This is a genomic window from Shewanella sp. SM68 (assembly GCF_025653925.1).
Lineage (GTDB): Bacteria > Pseudomonadota > Gammaproteobacteria > Enterobacterales > Shewanellaceae > Shewanella > Shewanella oncorhynchi.
Genome location: NZ_JAKKRU010000010.1, coordinates 84,543 through 102,983 on the forward strand (window position 1 = coordinate 84,543; position 18,441 = coordinate 102,983).

An 18,441-nucleotide genomic window follows, 5' to 3' on the forward strand; every position below is an offset into this window, starting at 1 on the left:
CGTCCTAGTGCTTTCTTACAAGCACGTATTTTCAAACTCATTTTCTCAGGTTCAGCATGACTACAAGGTATATCTTCGTTACTGGTGGCGTTGTTTCATCACTAGGTAAAGGCATTGCAGCAGCATCATTAGCTGCAATTTTAGAGGCCCGCGGTCTCAATGTAACCATCATGAAACTGGACCCTTACATTAACGTTGATCCGGGTACCATGAGCCCAACCCAACATGGCGAAGTATTTGTTACTGAAGACGGTGCAGAAACAGATCTCGACTTGGGTCACTATGAGCGTTTCATTCGTACTAAGATGAATCGTCGTAACAACTTCACTACCGGTCGTATTTACGAAGAAGTATTGCGTAAAGAACGTCGTGGCGATTATTTGGGCGCAACCATTCAGGTTATCCCACACATCACTAATGCGATTAAAGAAAAAGTATTAGCCGGTGGCGAAGGCCATGATGTGGCTATCGTCGAAATCGGCGGTACTGTGGGTGATATCGAATCCTTGCCATTCCTAGAGTCTATCCGTCAGCTCGGCGTTGAGCTTGGCCGCGATCGTACTCTGTTCATGCATTTAACCTTAGTGCCTTTCTTAGGTGCGGCTGGCGAAGTGAAAACTAAGCCAACTCAACACTCAGTAAAAGAGCTGCGTTCTATCGGTATTGCACCTGATGTGCTGGTTTGCCGTGGTGATCGTGCTATTCCTGCGAATGAAAAAGCCAAAATTTCGCTGTTCTGTAACGTCGAAGAGCGTGCGGTTATTTCATTAAAAGATGTTGATAGTATTTATAAAATCCCAGCTTTGTTACGTTCACAAGGTTTGGATGACTTAGTGGTTAAGCGTTTCGGTTTAGAATGCCGTGAAGCGGATCTGTCTGAGTGGGAAAATGTTATTTATCAAGAAGCTAATCCAAACGGCGAAGTCGTTATTGGTATGGTGGGTAAATACATTGAACTGCCAGATGCCTATAAGTCAGTCAACGAAGCATTAAAACACGCTGGCCTTAAAAACCGCGTATCTGTGACCATCAAGTACATTGATTCACAAACCGTAGAAGCTAAAGGCGAAGAAGTCTTACAAGGCTTAGACGGTATCTTAGTACCAGGCGGCTTCGGCGAGCGTGGTGTTGAAGGTAAGATACTGGCGGCAAAATTTGCCCGTGAAAACAATCTACCGTATTTCGGTATTTGTTTAGGTATGCAAGTTGCCCTGATTGAATTTGCGCGTAATGTTGCAGGTATGGCTGATGCACATTCAACTGAATTTAATAAAGAAACACCGTTCCCAGTGGTGGGTTTGATCACTGAATGGATTGACGAAGAAGGTAATGTTGAGCAGCGCCATGAGGCGTCTGACTTAGGTGGCACTATGCGTTTAGGCGCTCAATTGTGTCATTTACTCGAGGGTTCAAAAGCGGCTCAAGCCTACAAAGGCAACAGCTGTGTAGAACGTCACCGTCACCGTTACGAAGTGAACAACAAATACAGAGAGCGTTTAGAGCAAGCTGGCATGATCTTCAGCGGTCTGTCTTCTGATCGCAAACTGGTGGAAATGATCGAATTAAAAGATCACCCATGGTTTGTTGCAGGTCAATTCCATCCTGAATTCACCTCAACGCCGCGCGATGGTCACCCATTGTTCGAAGGGTTTATTGCTGCGGCAAGTGCGCATCAAAAACGTGATCTGAAGTAAGAATATTTGAGGCCGGACCCGCGACAGTGGGGCCGGCCTTTTGCTACACTCGTCGCGACTTGAAACATAAGAATTTAATACTTCTGGGTGTAAACAGCATGCGTATCCGTTGCATCTGTATGGACGCAAACCGTAAATGGAATTTTGTTATTTTCTGCGGTATGTGACTTCCATTTATTCCCATAGGTATTGGTTTTTTCTTTTATCTTTAAACTTAAATCGAGGGTGTTATGGCTAAGATTATTAACGTGATTGGTCGCGAGATTATGGATTCTCGTGGTAACCCAACTGTTGAAGCCGAAGTGCATTTAGAAGGTGGTTTTGTGGGTATGGCCGCGGCGCCTTCTGGTGCATCAACCGGTAGCCGCGAAGCGTTAGAATTACGTGATGGCGATAAGAGCCGTTATTTAGGCAAAGGCGTATTAACAGCTGTTGCTAACGTAAACGGTGTCATCCGCGCTGCATTATTAGGCAAAGATGCGACTGCACAAGCTGAGCTTGATCAAATCATGATCGACTTAGATGGCACAGAAAACAAAGACAAGTTAGGCGCAAACGCGATTCTGGCTGTGTCTTTAGCGGCTGCTAAAGCAGCAGCAGCATCTAAAGGTATTCCTTTATACGCGCATATAGCTGAATTAAACGGTACACCAGGCCAATATTCTATGCCTGTGCCTATGATGAACATCTTAAACGGTGGCGAGCACGCGGATAACAACGTTGATATCCAAGAATTCATGGTGCAACCTGTTGGCGCGAAAACCTTCCGTGAAGCACTGCGCATGGGCGCTGAAATCTTCCATACGCTGAAAAAAGTATTGCACGACAAAGGTCTAAGCACTTCTGTGGGTGACGAAGGTGGTTTTGCACCTAACTTAGCGTCAAACGCTGATGCGTTAGCCATTATCAAAGAAGCGGTTGAACTGGCTGGCTACAAGTTAGGTACTGATGTCACGTTAGCGCTGGATTGCGCTGCATCTGAATTCTACAAAGACGGCAAATACGATTTAGCGGGCGAAGGCAAAGTCTTCGACTCGAACGGTTTCTCTGATTTCTTAAAATCATTGGCTGACCAATACCCAATCGTGTCTATCGAAGATGGCTTAGACGAATCAGATTGGGATGGTTGGGCTTACCAAACTCAAATCATGGGCGACAAGATCCAATTAGTGGGCGACGATTTATTCGTTACTAACACTAAAATCTTAACCCGTGGTATTGAAAACGGTATTGCTAACTCAATCCTTATCAAGTTTAACCAAATTGGTTCATTGACTGAGACTTTAGCGGCTATTCGTATGGCGAAAGAAGCGGGTTATACCGCCGTGATTTCACATCGTAGTGGTGAGACTGAAGATTCAACCATTGCTGACTTAGCCGTGGGTACTGCTGCTGGTCAAATCAAAACCGGTTCACTGTGTCGTTCTGACCGTGTAGCTAAGTACAACCAATTGCTGCGCATCGAAGAGCAATTAGGTGAAAAAGCCCCATACCGTGGTTTGAAAGAGATCAAAGGTCAGGCGTAATTTAATATTTGATGTAAAAAGGCCACCACTTGGTGGCCTTTTTTGTTGTACTATCTGCTGTATATTTTTTTAATCCAAGATACTGACGCTAATTCCTCCATGAAATTTTTTGTCATTGCACTCATAGTGCTACTCGGTGTACTGCAATTCCGTCTTTGGTCGGGAGGTAATAGTCTTCCTGAATATTTCGTTCTGCAAAAACAAATTGCCGCCCAGCAAGAAGGTAACGCCAAACTCAATGAGCGTAACCAAGTGCTGAAGGAAGAAATCATCGATCTGAAAAGTGGTACAGAAGCCATCGAAGAGCGCGCACGCAACGAACTTGGCATGGTTAAAGAAGGCGAGACCTTCTATCGCGTCGTGGGTGGTGAGCGCTCGGTATCGAGTCCATCTCAGTAATATGGAGTTAGGATGACAGAGCTAGGACATTTAGATCTTGGATTAAATGAACAATCCAATCCCGATAGTCAATCTGATCTGGTAACACAAATTGAATTGCAGCGCCAAGCTGAGCATGTCACTCAAGCTGTGGTTGCCATCGTTCCCGCCGCAGGCATAGGTAGCCGTATGGGCGCCGACAGACCTAAGCAATATCTTGAGGTGTGCGGCCAGAGTATTCTTGCTCATACCTTAGATAAGCTCTTGTCCCATCCGCACATTTCTCAAGTGATCGTTGCCTTACATTCGAACGATACTATCTTCGATACCTTGCCACAGGCCGTGCACCCTAAATTGATTACAGTAATAGGTGGCGGTGAGCGCGCTGATTCTGTGTTGGCGGCGCTGCAAATTGCGCCCGAGCACAGTTGGGCCTTAGTGCATGATGCGGCAAGACCTTGTTTAACCGCGACGGATATCGACAAGTTACTCGCATCTAGAGTGCAATTCCCCCAAGGTGCTATTTTGGCAATGCCTGTACGCGATACCATGAAGCGCGCGAATAAACAGGGTGAAATCAGTGCCACTGTGTGCCGCGATAATTTATGGCATGCATTGACGCCGCAGTTATTTCCAGCGCAGCAATTAAAAAATTACCTCAATGCGGCTCTGGCTGCAGGTGCGGTAGTCACAGATGAGGCTTCGGCGATGGAATGGGCGGGGATATCACCCGGACTCGTTTCGGGCCGTGCTGATAATATAAAAGTAACGCATCCCGACGATTTAGGGCTAGCCGAACTGTTTTTGATGCGTGCCGTTAAATAGTCATAATCAAAGTAAAATAATACGTTAGGAATATTAAATGAAAATCCGTATCGGCCATGGTTTCGATGTGCATAAATTTGGTGCGGCGCGGCCACTTATCCTTTGTGGCGTGGAAGTACCCTATGAAACAGGCCTAGTCGCACATTCAGATGGTGATGTGGTACTGCATGCGATTTCCGATGCCATCCTCGGTGCTTTAGCGCTCGGTGACATAGGCAAACATTTCCCCGATACCGATGCCGCCTATAAGGGTGCCGATAGCCGCGTATTGCTGCGTCATTGCTATGCTTTAGCGAGAGCGAAAGGCTTTGTGCTCGGCAATCTTGACGTCACTATCATAGCCCAAGCTCCTAAAATGGCACCGCACATAGAGGCAATGCGCCAGATATTAGCCGCCGATTTAACCGCGGAACTTGACGATATTAATGTCAAAGCGACCACGACTGAACAGCTTGGATTTACCGGGCGTAAAGAAGGTATTGCGGTAGAAGCCGTGGTACTTATGGCCCGCAAACACGATTAACTTAAGAGTAAAAAAGTCCCATGAGCGAATTACATTATCTGTATGGTAAGCCTTTAGGTACAGCAGATCTAAGAACCCAAAATAGCGATTTTATCGTGAAAGAGATTTTGCCTTTTAGCCCGACGGGTGAAGGTGAACATCATATGCTGCATGTACGCAAAGAAGGGCTAAATACAGTACAAGTCGCTGAAATGATCGCTAAGTTTGCTAAGGTGCATCCAAAGGAAGTGACCTACGCTGGGCAAAAAGATAAAAATGCCATCACAGAACAATGGTTCGGTGTGCGTATTCCTGGTAAAGAAACGCCTGCTTGGAAGGATCTCAATAGCGAGCGTTTGACCATATTATCGAGCAGCCGCCACAGCAAGAAACTGCGAATTGGTGCCTTAGTCGGTAACCGCTTTATTCTTACCCTGAGAAATGTCACCCAAGTGGAAGACATTATCAGTCGTATCGAAAAGGTCGCTCAAGTGGGCGTGCCCAATTACTTTGGTGAGCAGCGCTTTGGTCACGATGGCAAAAACTTAGTGTTTGGTCGCCAAATGATGGCGGGTAAAAAAGTGAAAGACAGAAATAAGCGCAGCATGTATTTGTCTGCCGTGCGCTCAAATCTGTTTAACACTGTGGTGTCATATCGTTTAGCCAACCATGGCACTAAGCCTTTAGCGGGTGATTGTGTGATGTTAGCGGGCAGCAAAAGCTTCTTTGTTACGCCTGAATGGGATCTCATCGTATTGAAGCGTCTGATTGAAAAAGACATTCAACTTTCTGCACCATTGTGGGGGCGCGGCATGATGTTACCCCAAGGTGAAGCTGCTGCGGTAGAAACCTTAGCCATGAGTGAGTTAGCTGACGATTGCTATGGTTTAGAGCACGCCGGATTAGAGCAAGAACGCCGTCCGTTACTGCTTGAGCCCCAAGGCCTTAAATATGAACAAACCGCTGATGGCTTAGTGCTGGAGTTTGTGTTGCCTGCGGGCAGTTTTGCAACATCATTATTGAGAGAGTTGGTTAATTATCAAGATGTTAAAGAGCAGCAATGGCAAGCGACATTGGTGCAGGAGCCTGCGCCTGAGGTAACTAACGCTAACGTAGTGGCTAACACTGATACTGTTAAGACTGAAGCAGAGTCATGATTCGTATCCTTGTTAGCAATGACGATGGGATTAATGCTCCAGGTATCAAAGCCTTATCTGAGGCTTTGGCTGAAATTGCGACTGTACTGACTGTTGGGCCGGATCGAAATTGCTCTGGTGCGAGCAACTCATTAACCTTGACTAATCCATTAAGAATTAATAGGTTAGATAATGGCTATATTTCCGTTCATGGTACACCGACAGATTGCGTCCATTTGGCTATCCGAGAATTATGTGATGGCGAACCTGATATGGTGGTGTCTGGCATCAATGCGGGGGCAAATATGGGTGATGACACCTTATATTCGGGGACGGTTGCCGCCGCGATGGAAGGACGCTTTTTAGGTTTTCCTGCAATCGCGATTTCGCTTAATGGCCGTAAATTCGAACATTATCAATCGGCGGCTGTTTATGCTCGGCGGATAGTTCAAGGTTTGTTGGCCCAGCCTTTGGCAAAAGATCAGATCTTAAATGTGAATGTGCCTGACTTGCCACTTGATCAAATTAAAGGGATCAAAGTGACTCGCCTCGGTGCTCGTCATAAGGCCGAAGGCATAGTGCGAACGCAAGATCCTGCCGGACGTGAAATCTTCTGGCTTGGTCCACCGGGACAAGAGCAGGATGCCACAGAGGGTACTGATTTTCATGCTATCGCCAATGGCTATGTTTCAATTACGCCCTTGACGGTTGACTTAACCGCCTACGGACAACTAACGGCATTGCAAAATTGGGTAGATAAAATATGACTCGAGTTGCCTTAACATCGGCGGTGAATTTAGCTAAAAAGCTTCAAGATGCGGGGATCCGTAATCAAGCCGTGTTAAAGGCGATATCGCATACGCCGCGAGAAATGTTTCTCGATAATGCGCTAGCCCATAAAGCTTATGAAAATACGGCTTTGCCAATTGGACAAGGGCAAACCATTTCGCAGCCTTATATCGTTGCCCGTATGAGCGAACTCTTACTGCACAAGATGCCACAGCGAGTGTTAGAAGTGGGGACGGGATCGGGCTATCAGGCAGCCATTTTGGCTCAATTGGTGCCTCAGCTTTGTACTATCGAACGGATCAAAGGTTTACAAATTCAAGCAAGACAGCGTTTAAAACGATTAGATTTGCATAATGTGTCGTTTAAATATGGTGATGGTTGGTTGGGATGGGCTAATCGCAGTCCGTTCGATGCCATTATGGTGACTGCGGCGGCGGCGACTATACCAGAAGCTTTATTGTCTCAGTTGGCTGATGGAGGGGTGTTAGTCTTACCTGTGGGAGAGGATACTCAACAATTGATGCGTATTACGCGCACTGCTGACCGCTTTAGTTCTGAAACCATTGAAACGGTTAAATTTGTACCTTTAATTAATGGAGAGTTAGCTTAACCTTTTGTTGTGCTACTGTGTTAAGCGAAGTGCTTTTTTTGCACAGAAGGCGTCATTTTCTCATCATAAACAGTAATACAACCTTACCAAGGAGTTTTTATTGTTGAATGCGGGTTTACTCTTAAACCTTTGCTTTATATTTCTGCTTGTAGGCTGTAGCTTTCAGGCCAGCAGACCCGCACCCGTCGAAAATATTTCCCATAGCTACTCTAAAAATAGCAAAGGCCACATTAAATCGAATTCATATAAAGTTAAAAAAGGTGACACTCTCTACTCTATTTCTTGGGCTGCAGGGAAAGACTTTTCTGAAATAGCTAAACTTAATCAATTAGATAACCCTTATACAATTTACCCTGGACAGATTTTATATTTAACTAATGCTAAATCTAGTAACCAATCAAAATCTACGACTTTAGATGGAAATATAACGGGTAATTCAGATGCTAACTCAAGTAAAAGTGATAAAAAACAATTAGATGATAAGGTTTATCAGTCTAATGCTAAGTCAAGTAACGATCTGAAAAAAACACTTGATCAGAAAGCTAAGCCCGCGTACCTTGTAACAAGTTCCCAACAAAAAGTTAACCAGCTAATGGTTCCACCCACCTCAACACTGCCAGCCAGTGTGAGTCAGTGGCAGTGGCCAGTAAGAGGGAAGTTAATCGGAACTTATTCTGCCAATGAGCAGGGAAATAAAGGTATTAAGATCGCGGGAAATCGGGGAGATATCATCAAAGCTGCTGCAGATGGGCGGGTGGTATACGCAGGAAGTGCTCTTAGGGGTTACGGTAATTTAGTGATTATTAAACATAGTGACGATTACCTTAGTGCTTATGCTCATACGGACAAGATCTTAGTCAAAGAAAAGCAACATGTCCTCGCAGGGCAGACTGTTGCAAAAATGGGCAATACAGGTGCCAATCGGGTAATGTTACATTTTGAAATTCGTTACCATGGACAGTCTGTAAACCCACTTACTTATTTACCTAAACAATGATTGTTTGGGGCCTTGTTGGCAAATGGAGGATAGGAAATTGCACTAATTCAGCAGTTTAATTAGGTTTGGGAGATTTGATCATGAGCCGCATAAATAGCACTGCCGCAGAAGCACTAGTAGATTTTTCCGTAGAAACCGTAGACTTTGATCTTGAAAAAGAAGAAGTTGCCACCGATCTAGTCCAAGAGCTAGGAATAGAACAACAGGTCCAAGATGACCTGCAAAAAAATCTTGATGCTACTCAACTTTATCTAGGTGAGATTGGTTTTTCCCCACTTCTTAGCGCAGAAGAAGAAGTTTACTTTTCCCGTAAGGCCTTAAAAGGTTGTGCAAAATCCCGTAATCGCATGATCGAAAGTAATTTACGTCTCGTCGTAAAAATTGCACGTCGTTACAATAACCGCGGCTTAGCACTGCTCGATCTTATCGAAGAGGGTAATTTAGGTTTAATTCGTGCCGTAGAAAAGTTTGACCCAGAAAGAGGTTTTCGTTTTTCAACCTATGCGACTTGGTGGATCAGACAGACGATTGAACGCGCTATCATGAATCAAACTCGTACTATTCGTTTGCCGATTCATGTTGTTAAAGAACTCAACGTATACTTGCGCACAGCCCGCGAATTAGCACAAAAACTGGATCATGAACCTACAGCGGAAGAAATTGCTGAAAAACTGCAAGTTTCTAGCTCTGATGTGAGCCGCATGCTTAAGCTGAATGAAAAAATTACCTCTGTTGATACGCCTTTGGGGGGCGATAACGAGAAAGCATTATTAGATGTATTGGCCGATGATGATAGTGTTGGCCCTGACTATAAAGTGCAAGATGAAGACATCTCTAACTCGGTGGTGAAATGGCTTAACGAGTTGAACACAAAACAAAGAGAAGTATTAGCCCGTCGTTTTGGTTTGTTAGGTTATGAACCTTCTACGCTTGAAGATGTAGGGGCTGAAATTGGTTTAACCCGTGAACGTGTTCGTCAAATCCAAGTGGAAGCATTAAAACGCTTACGTGATTTATTGGGTTCTCAAGGTTTATCTGTTGAAGCTTTATTTAGAAACTAATATCTGTCTTCTGGTGCCTTTCAGAGAAGCTATCCAGAAAATGTACTTAGTGTGAGATCACGTCATAAAGTAAAACGCCCACTATAGAGTGGGCGTTGTTATTTTTAGGCTTTTATTTAGATCACCTGATGTCTAGCTCAAGCGTTTCAGTTCATAGAGCAAATCAAGCGCCTGTTTTGGCGTTAAGTTATCGGGATTAATGCTACTTAATTTAGTCAAAGCTGGATTTTCAACCGGTTCAGGTAAAGCGAGTAAGCTTTGAATGGGCGTCCTCGTTCCTTCTGGTTGATGATCGCGACTCTCCAATTGCTGCAATTTATGTTTCGCTGCTTTAATCACTTTGTTTGGCACGCCGGCAAGCGCCGCAACTTGTAAGCCGTAGCTTTTACTGGCGGCGCCTTCTTGTACTGCATGCATAAAGGCGATGGTATCATCGTGCTCTATGGCATCAAGGTGCACATTGTAAACACCTGCCATTAAGTCAGGTAATTGAGTTAGCTCAAAATAATGGGTGGCGAATAGGGTCATAGCCCCTACTTGCTGGGCTAAATATTCCGCCGCCGACCAAGCTAGTGATAAACCATCATAGGTGGATGTTCCACGGCCGATTTCATCCATTAACACTAAACTACTGGCAGTGGCATTGTGCAGGATGTTGGCAGTTTCAGTCATTTCTACCATAAAGGTTGAGCGGCCAGAGGCCAGATCGTCTGATGCGCCAATACGGGTAAAGATGCGATCAATCGGGCCAATCAGGGCGCGATCTGCTGGAACAAAACAACCAATATGGGCCATCAGTGTAATCAAGGCGACTTGGCGCATATAGGTTGATTTACCGCCCATGTTAGGTCCAGTCACAATCAACATACGTCGTTGATTATGTAAGATTACTGGGTTAGCGATAAACGGCGTTTGGCTAACACGCTCCACCACTGGATGGCGACCAGCCTCTATCTGTACGCCGATATCTTGGCTCAGCTCTGGACAAGTGTAGCCCAAGGTTTCGGCACGCTCGGCAAAGTTACTCAGTACATCAAGCTCAGCCGCAGCTCTAGCAAAAGCCTGTAATTCATGTAATTTCGGCAGAATAAGATCGAATAACTGTTCCCATAACTGCTTTTCGAGTGCCAGGGCTTTACCTTGGCTCGAGAGGACTTTTTCTTCGTATTCCTTAAGTTCAGGCGTGATATAACGCTCCATATTCTTAAGTGTTTGGCGTCGTTGATAATTGAGCGGTACTTGTGAGGATTGCAGACGGCTCACTTCGATGTAATAGCCGTGTACGCGGTTATAGCCGACTTTAAGTGTATTGATGCCAGTACGTTCTTTTTCTCTGGCTTCAAGTTGTACTAAGTAATCACTCGCTCCTTCGCTCAGACCGCGCCATTCATCCAGTTCGCTGTTGTAGCCTTCACGGATCACCCCGCCATCGCGGATAAGCATAGGTGGATTATCGACTATCGCGCACTCAAGCAGGGCTTGCTCAGCGGGGAACTCACCTAAGTGTTGCCGTAATTGAGTCGTGTGCGGCGCGCTCAGTGTGCTTAAACTCTGTTGTAATTCAGGCAATAAGCCCAGAGCTTGACGTAAACGGGCAAAGTCTCTTGGGCGAGCGGTACGCAGCGCGAGTCTTGCCATGATACGTTCGATATCGCCAAGTGCCTTTAACTGCTCATGCAAATCTTCGTGGGCAGCGGTATCGAGGAGTTCAGTCACCGCCTGTTGGCGCGCCTTGATTTGCTTAGGATCTCGCAGAGGCTGATGGATCCAGCGTTGTAACATACGGCTGCCCATAGGCGTTGCCGTATTATCCAATACTGCCGCTAAGGTATTATCGCGGCCACCGGCAAGGTTTTGAGTGAGTTCTAGATTTCGGCGAGTTGCCGCATCGAGTACTATGCTATCGGTTTGATTGAAGCGGATAATAGCATTAATATGGGGCAGTGCCGTGCGCTGTGTGTCTTTGACATATTGCATCAAGCAACCCGCAGCCTGCAGTGATAAACGTGCATCTGCGATGCCAAAACCATGTAAGTCTTTAGTGCCAAACTGAGCTAGCAGTAACTTGATACTCGTATCGTAATCAAATTCCCATTCAGGGCGACGACGTTTACCTTTAAAACCGTTAAGTAGATCTAGTTCGCCAAAGTCTTCACTGTAGAGAATTTCAACGGGATTAGTGCGTTGCAATTCCGCTTCTAATGACTCTCGCGTGTCGAGCTCTGCAATCACAAAACGTCCGGATGAAACATCTAATGTGGCATAACCAAAACCAACTTTACCTTGATAAACCGCGGCTAACAGATTGTCTTGGCGTTCTTGTAGCAACGCTTCGTCGGTTAAGGTGCCTGGTGTGACAATTCGCACCACTTTACGTTCTACGGGCCCTTTAGATGTCGCGGGATCGCCAATCTGTTCGCAAATCGCAACTGATTGACCAATTTGAACTAATTTTGCAAGATAGCCTTCCACAGCATGGTAAGGAAGTCCCGCCATCGGAATAGGATCGCCACCACTTTTACCGCGCGCAGTGAGTGAAATGCCTAACAGCTCAGAAGCGCGTTTAGCATCGTCATAAAACAACTCGTAGAAGTCACCCATGCGATAAAACAGCAACATATCGTGATGTTCTGCTTTCATCGTCAAGTACTGACGCATCATAGGAGTATGTTTTTCTAAATCATCGGTATCAATTACATTCATTAAATCGTTATCGTCCGTTGTGACTGCCTAAAGGCGATACAGTTTGTGTGGTTAAGGGTGATTAAGCGCTATGGAAGCGGAAGACTGCTGTACAATTTTCAGCTAAAAAGACCACGCAAAATTTGTTGCGCCAATCTTAGCAATAATTTAGCGAAAATTGAGCCCTTAACGATGGATATTGATCAAAGGGAGCTATTATCTGATTTGATATTCGCTAAAACCTTGGCCATATTAAAAATCCTATCAGCTAAAAATAATTCAGTCACAGGTCTTGATACTGTATGATTGTACAGTATACTAGTCAGCAGAATTAAGACAAAAAGCGCGGCTTTTTGAATTACCCGTTTGTAAATTGAATATCACTTTTGACAGCTTAATGCTTGTCTTGATGAGGGAACAGGAATGAAGGTCGATCCAAATAAAGAGAAAGCACTTGCTGCGGTATTGATCCAAATTGAGAAACAATTTGGTAAAGGCTCCATCATGAAGCTGGGCGAAGATCGCTCTATGGATGTTGAGACCATTTCTACCGGTTCTCTGTCTCTGGACGTTGCTTTAGGTGCTGGCGGTTTGCCAATGGGTCGTATCGTTGAGATCTATGGTCCTGAATCATCAGGTAAAACAACACTGACTTTAGAAGTGATTGCGGCAGCGCAACGTGAAGGCAAAACCTGTGCCTTTATCGATGCAGAGCATGCACTAGACCCTATTTATGCTAAAAAATTGGGCGTAGATATTGATAACCTGCTGTGTTCGCAACCGGATACCGGCGAGCAAGCGCTTGAGATTTGTGATGCTTTAACTCGCTCAGGTGCTGTTGACGTTATCGTAGTCGACTCAGTGGCGGCATTAACGCCTAAAGCTGAAATCGAAGGCGAAATTGGTGATTCTCACATGGGCCTAGCGGCGCGTATGATGAGCCAAGCTATGCGTAAACTTGCGGGTAACTTAAAGCAATCTAACACCTTACTTATCTTCATCAACCAAATTCGGATGAAGATTGGTGTGATGTTCGGTAACCCAGAAACGACAACCGGTGGTAATGCGCTGAAGTTTTATGCTTCTGTTCGCCTAGATATTCGCCGCACTGGTGCCATTAAAGACGGCGATGAAGTGGTCGGTAACGAAACTCGCGTTAAAGTGGTGAAAAATAAGGTTGCAGCGCCGTTTAAACAGGCTGAGTTCCAAATCCTTTATGGCCAAGGTATTAACCGTACTGGTGAGTTAGTAGACTTAGGCGTAGCCCATAAGTTGATTGAAAAAGCGGGCGCTTGGTACAGCTATAAAGGTGACAAAATCGGCCAAGGTCGTGCTAATGCTGGCAAATATCTGACTGAAAACCCAGCTATTGCTGCTGAAATTGACAAGACGCTACGTGAGTTGCTTTTGAGCAATCCTAGTGCCTTGGCTGCCAAAGCTGATGATAGTACTGAGGACAATATTGATTTAGAGACAGGCGAAGTATTCTGAGTCAGTCAGCCCATCAAATTGCGGTCGCGCTGTTAGCGCGCCGCGATTATTCCCGTTTACAAATCCGCGATAAATTGCTCGAAAAAGGTTTCGAACTTAACGATATCGAACCTGTACTCAATGCTTGCGAATCCTCCGGTTTTATTAATGATGCTCGTTATGCTGAACTGTTAGTGCGTAGCCACATCAGTCGAGGCCACGGTACAATACGCATCCGCCAAGCAATCGCACAGAAAGGCTTATCTAAAGACTGTATTGAAGCCGCTTTGGTTAATTGTGATTGTGACTGGTTTGAGCTAGCAAAAGATAAAGCCACCAAAAAATACGGTGTTCCTCGCGTAACAGAAGTGAAGGGCTCTAAAGCTCGGGATCTCATTGCGAAGGAAAAAGCCAAACGAGTGCGTTTTTTAATGGGCCAAGGCTTTAGCTACGATCAAATCACTTACGCACTAGATTCAGATCCCAATGATCTCGATGAAAATTATTAAATTTGGAGCTAAGACTGTAAAAGCTCATCTAAATATCATCAATGAGTCTTGTCCATTTCGTACTCCACATTAGACTCACTTGCTTAAATATTGTCCGTGCCGCGATAAACTTACGCCGTCTTTATTTGTGCTTTATCTTGTCGTTTTGCTTCTAGTGACGCTGGTGTGGGCGATTCACGCTAAAATATTAAATTCCTGATGTGTATATCACCAATCAAGACTGGTCGTCCTTCCTTAGTCTGCTTATAATGCTGGGCAAATAGAAATACGGCTAGCCTAAGGCGTAGCTGGTAATGCTTACCCAATTCAGGATGATTTCATGTATCAAACTACAGCAGAGCTCAGAAGCGCTTTCCTCGAATTTTTCCGCAGCAATGGTCATCAAGTTGTGGACAGTAGTTCATTAGTGCCAGGCAACGATCCCACACTTTTATTTACCAATGCAGGCATGAACCAGTTCAAAGACGTGTTTCTTGGCATGGACAAACGCAATTATACGCGTGCGACCACTGCTCAACGTTGTGTACGCGCTGGTGGTAAACATAACGATTTGGATAACGTTGGCTACACAGCACGTCATCACACCTTTTTCGAAATGCTAGGTAACTTCAGTTTTGGAGATTATTTCAAAGAAGAAGCGATTCGTTTGGGTTGGACTTTTTTAACTGAAACGTTAAAGCTGCCTAAGGAACGTCTGTGCGTCACTATTTATCAGACAGATGATGAAGCCTTTGAAATCTGGAATAAAAAAATTGGTGTCGCTGCCGAGAACATCATACGTATCGGTGACAATAAAGGTGCCGCCTTTGCGTCAGATAACTTCTGGCAAATGGGTGATACCGGTCCTTGTGGTCCATGTACTGAGATTTTTTATGATCATGGTGATCATATTTGGGGCGGACGTCCTGGCAGTCCGGAAGAAGATGGCGATCGTTTCATCGAAATCTGGAACATCGTTTTCATGCAGTACAACCGTCAAGCATCGGGTGAAATGTTACCTTTGCCTAAGCCCTCGGTTGATACAGGCATGGGAATTGAGCGTATTGCTGCGATTATGCAGGGCGTACATTCTAACTACGAAATCGATATTTTCCGTACTTTGATTGCTAAAGCCGCAGAGGTCATTGGTGTTAGTGACTTATCTGAAAAGTCGCTGCGAGTCATTGCCGATCATATCCGTTCATGTGCATTTTTAATTGCCGATGGCGTTATGCCGTCGAACGAAGGCCGTGGTTATGTGCTGCGCCGTATTATTCGCCGCGCAGTTCGCCATGGTAACAAGTTAGGTGCGACCGAAGCTTTCTTCTACAAGCTGGTTCCGTCATTGGTTGCGGTGATGGGCGATGCAGCAAAAGGGTTAGCTGAGACTCAAGCGATTGTTGAAAAGGCACTGAAAGCGGAAGAAGAGCAATTTGCCCGTACGCTTGAACGTGGTTTAGGTATTTTAGATACGGCCTTAAACGAGTTGAAAGGTGACACCTTAGACGGCGAAACCGTATTTAAGCTGTATGACACCTATGGCTTCCCAATGGATTTGACCGCTGACGTCTGCCGTGAGCGCAATATAATTGTCGATGAAGCAGGTTTTGAAGTCGCCATGGCTGAACAACGTAGCCGCGCACAAGCTGCCGGTAACTTTGGTGCAGATTATAACGCTGCGCTGAAAATTGATGCTGAAACTGCATTCAGTGGTTACACCGAATTAGCGGGTCAAGCTAAGGTCACCGCGATTTATCAAAATGGTGAGTCAGTGACGGCGATCAAAGCGGGTGATGAAGCCGTTGTCGTGCTCGATGTAACACCTTTCTACGCTGAATCTGGCGGTCAAGTAGGCGATAAAGGCCAATTGGTTGCGAATGGTATTGAGTTTACGGTAAACGATACGCAAAAGTATGGTCAAGCAACGGGCCATCAAGGTGTTTTGGCTACAGGTAGCTTGAGCGTTGGCCAAGTTATTGAAGCGAAAGTGGATAAAAAACTGCGTCACCGTACACAGTTAAACCATTCTGTTACGCATTTACTGCATGCCGCACTGCGTCAAGTGCTCGGTACTCATGTCTCGCAAAAAGGTTCTTTGGTTGATCCTGAGCGTTTACGTTTTGACTTCTCCCATTTCGAAGGCGTAAAAGCTGCTGAATTAAAAGAAGTTGAAGAATTAGTTAACACTCAAATTCGTCGTAACCATGAGCTGAAAACCGCTGAAATGTGCATAGATGAAGCTAAAGAGAAAGGCGCTATGGCACTCTTTGGTGAGAAATATGATTCACAAGTCCGTGTTGTGACTATGGGCGATTTCTCTATCGAATTGTGTGGCGGTACACATGTCGGTCGCACTGGCGATATCGGCTTGTTCAAAATCACCTCTGAAGCGGGTATTGCTGCGGGTGTACGTCGCATCGAAGCCGTGACTGGCGCTGCTGCTATGGCTTATGTGGCGCAGCAACAAGCTGAACTGGAAGAAGCCGCTGCCTTATTGAAAGGCGATGCCAACTCAGTGGTGGCTAAGTTAAAAGCGCAGCTCGATAAGATGAAGCAACTCGAAAAAGAAATGGCGCAGCTGAAAGATAAGCTAGCGGCCGCAGCGAGTGCAGACTTAGTGGGCGATGCCGTTGTAGTTAATGGCGTTAACGTACTGATCAAAAAATTAGACGGCGTTGAGGCAAGTTCATTACGTGGCTTGCAAGATGAATTAAAACAGAAATTGAAATCGGCCATTATCGTTCTTGGTACCGCGCAGGAAGGGAAAGTTAACCTGATCGCGGGTGTGAGTAACGATCTGATCGGTAAAGTCAAAGCGGGTGAGCTAGTCGCTATGGTCGCTGCACAAGTGGGCGGTAAAGGCGGTGGTCGTCCTGATATGGCTCAAGCGGGCGGTAGCCAGCCAGAAAATCTGGATGCGGCATTGGCTCAAGTATTACCTTGGATTACTGAGCGTCTAGCTTAAGAGGTTGCTGTGCCCCAAAAACGAAAGCTTAGTGGTAGCAAGCTTTTTGTGAAAAAGTTCGGCGGCACTTCGGTGGGTTCTATTGAACGTATCGAAGCGGTCGCTGAGCAGATTACAAAGTCAGCTCACAATGGTGAGCAACAAGTCTTAGTTTTATCCGCGATGGCGGGTGAGACTAATCGCCTGTTTGCACTTGCAGCACAAATTAATCCGCGCGCCTCGGCGCGCGAGTTAGACATGCTAGTCTCGACGGGTGAGCAAGTGAGTATTGCTTTGATGTCGATGGCGCTACAACGTCGCGGCATAAAAGCAAAATCCCTTACGGGCGATCAAGTGCAAATTCATACAAATAGTCAATTTGGCCGCGCCAGCATTGAGCGAGTTGATACTGAATATTTGCAGTCTTTGCTTGCCGATGGTGTTGTGCCGATCGTTGCAGGGTTTCAGGGCATAGATCCTCAAGGCGAAGTGACCACCTTAGGACGCGGTGGTTCAGATACCACTGCAGTAGCCTTAGCGGCAGCGTTAGAAGCCGATGAATGCCAGATTTTTACCGATGTGGCTGGGGTATTTACCACAGATCCTAATATTGATAGCAGTGCACGTCGCCTCGATGTGATTGGGTTTGATGTGATGCTCGAAATGGCAAAGCTCGGCGCTAAAGTATTGCATCCCGATTCTGTTGAATACGCCGAGCGTTTTCGCGTACCGCTGCGAGTATTGTCGAGCTTTGAAGCTGGGCAGGGGACGTTAATCCAATTTGGCGACGAGTCGGAATTAACGATTGCCTCATTAGTGCAAGGTATCGCGATTAATAAGGCGCTGGCAACGCTAACGATTGAAGGGCTGTTTACCACCAGTGAACGTTATCAAGCGCTGTTAGGCTGCTTAACGCGATTGGAAATCGATGTGGAATTTATTTCTCCATTGAGGATCCATGAGGATGATCCTTCGGGTCGAGTCAGTTTTATGCTCGCTGAAGCTAAGGTTGATACTCTGCTTAATGAGCTCGAAGGCTTAAGCGAAAGCCTTGCTCTCGGACCATTGATTATCGAACGGCAACGTGCAAAAGTATCTTTAGTTGGCAAAGGTTTACAGGCAAAAATGGGATTATTGACTAAGATGTTAGAAGTCTTGGGTAATGAAACTATTCATGCTAAGTTACTCACGACGTCAGAGAGTAAATTATCAACCGTTATCGATGAAAGGGACTTACACAAGGCGGTTCGGGCGTTACATCACGCTTTCGAGCTAAATAAGGTGTAATTAAATAACCGTTTGAGTATTGAATACTATTAATTTGTACTAAGCTGACCTT

At 45.5% G+C, this 18,441-nt stretch carries 15 protein-coding genes; 14 read left to right on the forward strand and 1 reads right to left on the reverse strand.

Annotated features, from left to right (window positions below):
• The first annotated feature begins 56 nt into the window (after positions 1 to 56).
• From L5M40_RS16200 to rpoS, 10 genes are all read left to right on the forward strand, one after another.
• Positions 57 to 1,694, forward strand: a complete 1,638-nt coding sequence (locus L5M40_RS16200; RefSeq protein ID WP_012587102.1) for a CTP synthase — start codon at positions 57 to 59, stop codon at positions 1,692 to 1,694.
• 230 nt (positions 1,695 to 1,924) lie between these two features.
• The gene (gene eno / locus L5M40_RS16205) at positions 1,925 to 3,220 is read left to right on the forward strand and encodes a phosphopyruvate hydratase (protein ID WP_105251763.1); all 1,296 of its coding nucleotides are present in this window, start codon (positions 1,925 to 1,927) and stop codon (positions 3,218 to 3,220) included.
• A 99-nt stretch (positions 3,221 to 3,319) separates the two neighbouring features.
• Complete coding sequence (gene ftsB / locus L5M40_RS16210; protein ID WP_105253074.1) at positions 3,320 to 3,619, forward strand: cell division protein FtsB; 300 nt, start codon at positions 3,320 to 3,322, stop codon at positions 3,617 to 3,619.
• A 12-nt stretch (positions 3,620 to 3,631) separates the two neighbouring features.
• A complete protein-coding gene (gene ispD / locus L5M40_RS16215) occupies positions 3,632 to 4,423 on the forward strand; it encodes a 2-C-methyl-D-erythritol 4-phosphate cytidylyltransferase (RefSeq protein ID WP_028761367.1) in 792 nt (263 codons plus the stop codon).
• A 37-nt stretch (positions 4,424 to 4,460) separates the two neighbouring features.
• Positions 4,461 to 4,946 (forward strand): 2-C-methyl-D-erythritol 2,4-cyclodiphosphate synthase, encoded by a 486-nt coding sequence (gene ispF, locus L5M40_RS16220; protein ID WP_168822943.1) that lies wholly within the window; start codon positions 4,461 to 4,463, stop codon positions 4,944 to 4,946.
• A gap of 20 nt (positions 4,947 to 4,966) precedes the next feature.
• Positions 4,967 to 6,082, forward strand: a complete 1,116-nt coding sequence (gene truD / locus L5M40_RS16225; RefSeq protein ID WP_219254092.1) for a tRNA pseudouridine(13) synthase TruD — start codon at positions 4,967 to 4,969, stop codon at positions 6,080 to 6,082.
• The gene (surE, locus tag L5M40_RS16230; RefSeq protein WP_105251808.1) at positions 6,079 to 6,828 is read left to right on the forward strand and encodes a 5'/3'-nucleotidase SurE; all 750 of its coding nucleotides are present in this window, start codon (positions 6,079 to 6,081) and stop codon (positions 6,826 to 6,828) included. The genes truD and surE overlap by 4 nt, the downstream gene beginning before the upstream one ends.
• The gene (locus L5M40_RS16235; RefSeq protein ID WP_028761363.1) at positions 6,825 to 7,460 is read left to right on the forward strand and encodes a protein-L-isoaspartate(D-aspartate) O-methyltransferase; all 636 of its coding nucleotides are present in this window, start codon (positions 6,825 to 6,827) and stop codon (positions 7,458 to 7,460) included. The genes surE and L5M40_RS16235 overlap by 4 nt, the downstream gene beginning before the upstream one ends.
• A gap of 100 nt (positions 7,461 to 7,560) precedes the next feature.
• Positions 7,561 to 8,457, forward strand: a complete 897-nt coding sequence (locus L5M40_RS16240) for a peptidoglycan DD-metalloendopeptidase family protein (protein ID WP_263177298.1) — start codon at positions 7,561 to 7,563, stop codon at positions 8,455 to 8,457.
• A gap of 80 nt (positions 8,458 to 8,537) precedes the next feature.
• Entirely contained in the window at positions 8,538 to 9,518 is a 981-nt protein-coding gene (gene rpoS / locus L5M40_RS16245) for an RNA polymerase sigma factor RpoS (protein WP_028761361.1), read from the forward strand.
• A 132-nt stretch (positions 9,519 to 9,650) separates the two neighbouring features.
• Here the strand turns inward: rpoS and mutS are convergent, their stop codons facing one another.
• Positions 9,651 to 12,221 carry a DNA mismatch repair protein MutS gene (gene mutS, locus L5M40_RS16250; protein ID WP_263256934.1) on the reverse strand — a complete coding sequence of 857 codons (2,571 nt, stop codon included), beginning with the start codon at positions 12,219 to 12,221 and terminating at the stop codon, positions 9,651 to 9,653.
• 402 nt (positions 12,222 to 12,623) lie between these two features.
• Here mutS and recA point away from each other — a divergent pair, with 402 nt between their 5' ends.
• From recA to L5M40_RS16270, 4 genes are all read left to right on the forward strand, one after another.
• Complete coding sequence (gene recA, locus L5M40_RS16255; RefSeq protein WP_105251812.1) at positions 12,624 to 13,691, forward strand: recombinase RecA; 1,068 nt, start codon at positions 12,624 to 12,626, stop codon at positions 13,689 to 13,691.
• 17 nt (positions 13,692 to 13,708) lie between these two features.
• Complete coding sequence (locus tag L5M40_RS16260) at positions 13,709 to 14,179, forward strand: regulatory protein RecX (protein WP_394474718.1); 471 nt, start codon at positions 13,709 to 13,711, stop codon at positions 14,177 to 14,179.
• Positions 14,180 to 14,498: 319 nt separating this feature from the next.
• Entirely contained in the window at positions 14,499 to 17,123 is a 2,625-nt protein-coding gene (gene alaS, locus L5M40_RS16265) for an alanine--tRNA ligase (RefSeq protein ID WP_263177302.1), read from the forward strand.
• A 9-nt stretch (positions 17,124 to 17,132) separates the two neighbouring features.
• Positions 17,133 to 18,389 carry an aspartate kinase gene (locus L5M40_RS16270; RefSeq protein ID WP_006082603.1) on the forward strand — a complete coding sequence of 419 codons (1,257 nt, stop codon included), beginning with the start codon at positions 17,133 to 17,135 and terminating at the stop codon, positions 18,387 to 18,389.
• The last annotated feature ends 52 nt before the right edge of the window (positions 18,390 to 18,441 follow it).

What these genes read in the sequence shown, in the direction of transcription:
- eno (WP_105251763.1), top strand. Translation starts at nt 1,925, where the DNA reads ATGGCTAAGATTATTAACGTGATTGGTCGCGAGATTATGGATTCTCGT.
- rpoS (WP_028761361.1), top strand. Translation starts at nt 8,538, where the DNA reads ATGAGCCGCATAAATAGCACTGCCGCAGAAGCACTAGTAGATTTTTCC.
- ispD (WP_028761367.1), top strand. Translation starts at nt 3,632, where the DNA reads ATGACAGAGCTAGGACATTTAGATCTTGGATTAAATGAACAATCCAAT.
- truD (WP_219254092.1), top strand. Translation starts at nt 4,967, where the DNA reads ATGAGCGAATTACATTATCTGTATGGTAAGCCTTTAGGTACAGCAGAT.
- L5M40_RS16200 (WP_012587102.1), top strand. Translation starts at nt 57, where the DNA reads ATGACTACAAGGTATATCTTCGTTACTGGTGGCGTTGTTTCATCACTA.
- surE (WP_105251808.1), top strand. Translation starts at nt 6,079, where the DNA reads ATGATTCGTATCCTTGTTAGCAATGACGATGGGATTAATGCTCCAGGT.
- mutS (WP_263256934.1), bottom strand. Translation starts at nt 12,221, where the DNA reads ATGAATGTAATTGATACCGATGATTTAGAAAAACATACTCCTATGATG.
- ispF (WP_168822943.1), top strand. Translation starts at nt 4,461, where the DNA reads ATGAAAATCCGTATCGGCCATGGTTTCGATGTGCATAAATTTGGTGCG.
- recA (WP_105251812.1), top strand. Translation starts at nt 12,624, where the DNA reads ATGAAGGTCGATCCAAATAAAGAGAAAGCACTTGCTGCGGTATTGATC.
- L5M40_RS16235 (WP_028761363.1), top strand. Translation starts at nt 6,825, where the DNA reads ATGACTCGAGTTGCCTTAACATCGGCGGTGAATTTAGCTAAAAAGCTT.
- ftsB (WP_105253074.1), top strand. Translation starts at nt 3,320, where the DNA reads ATGAAATTTTTTGTCATTGCACTCATAGTGCTACTCGGTGTACTGCAA.
- alaS (WP_263177302.1), top strand. Translation starts at nt 14,499, where the DNA reads ATGTATCAAACTACAGCAGAGCTCAGAAGCGCTTTCCTCGAATTTTTC.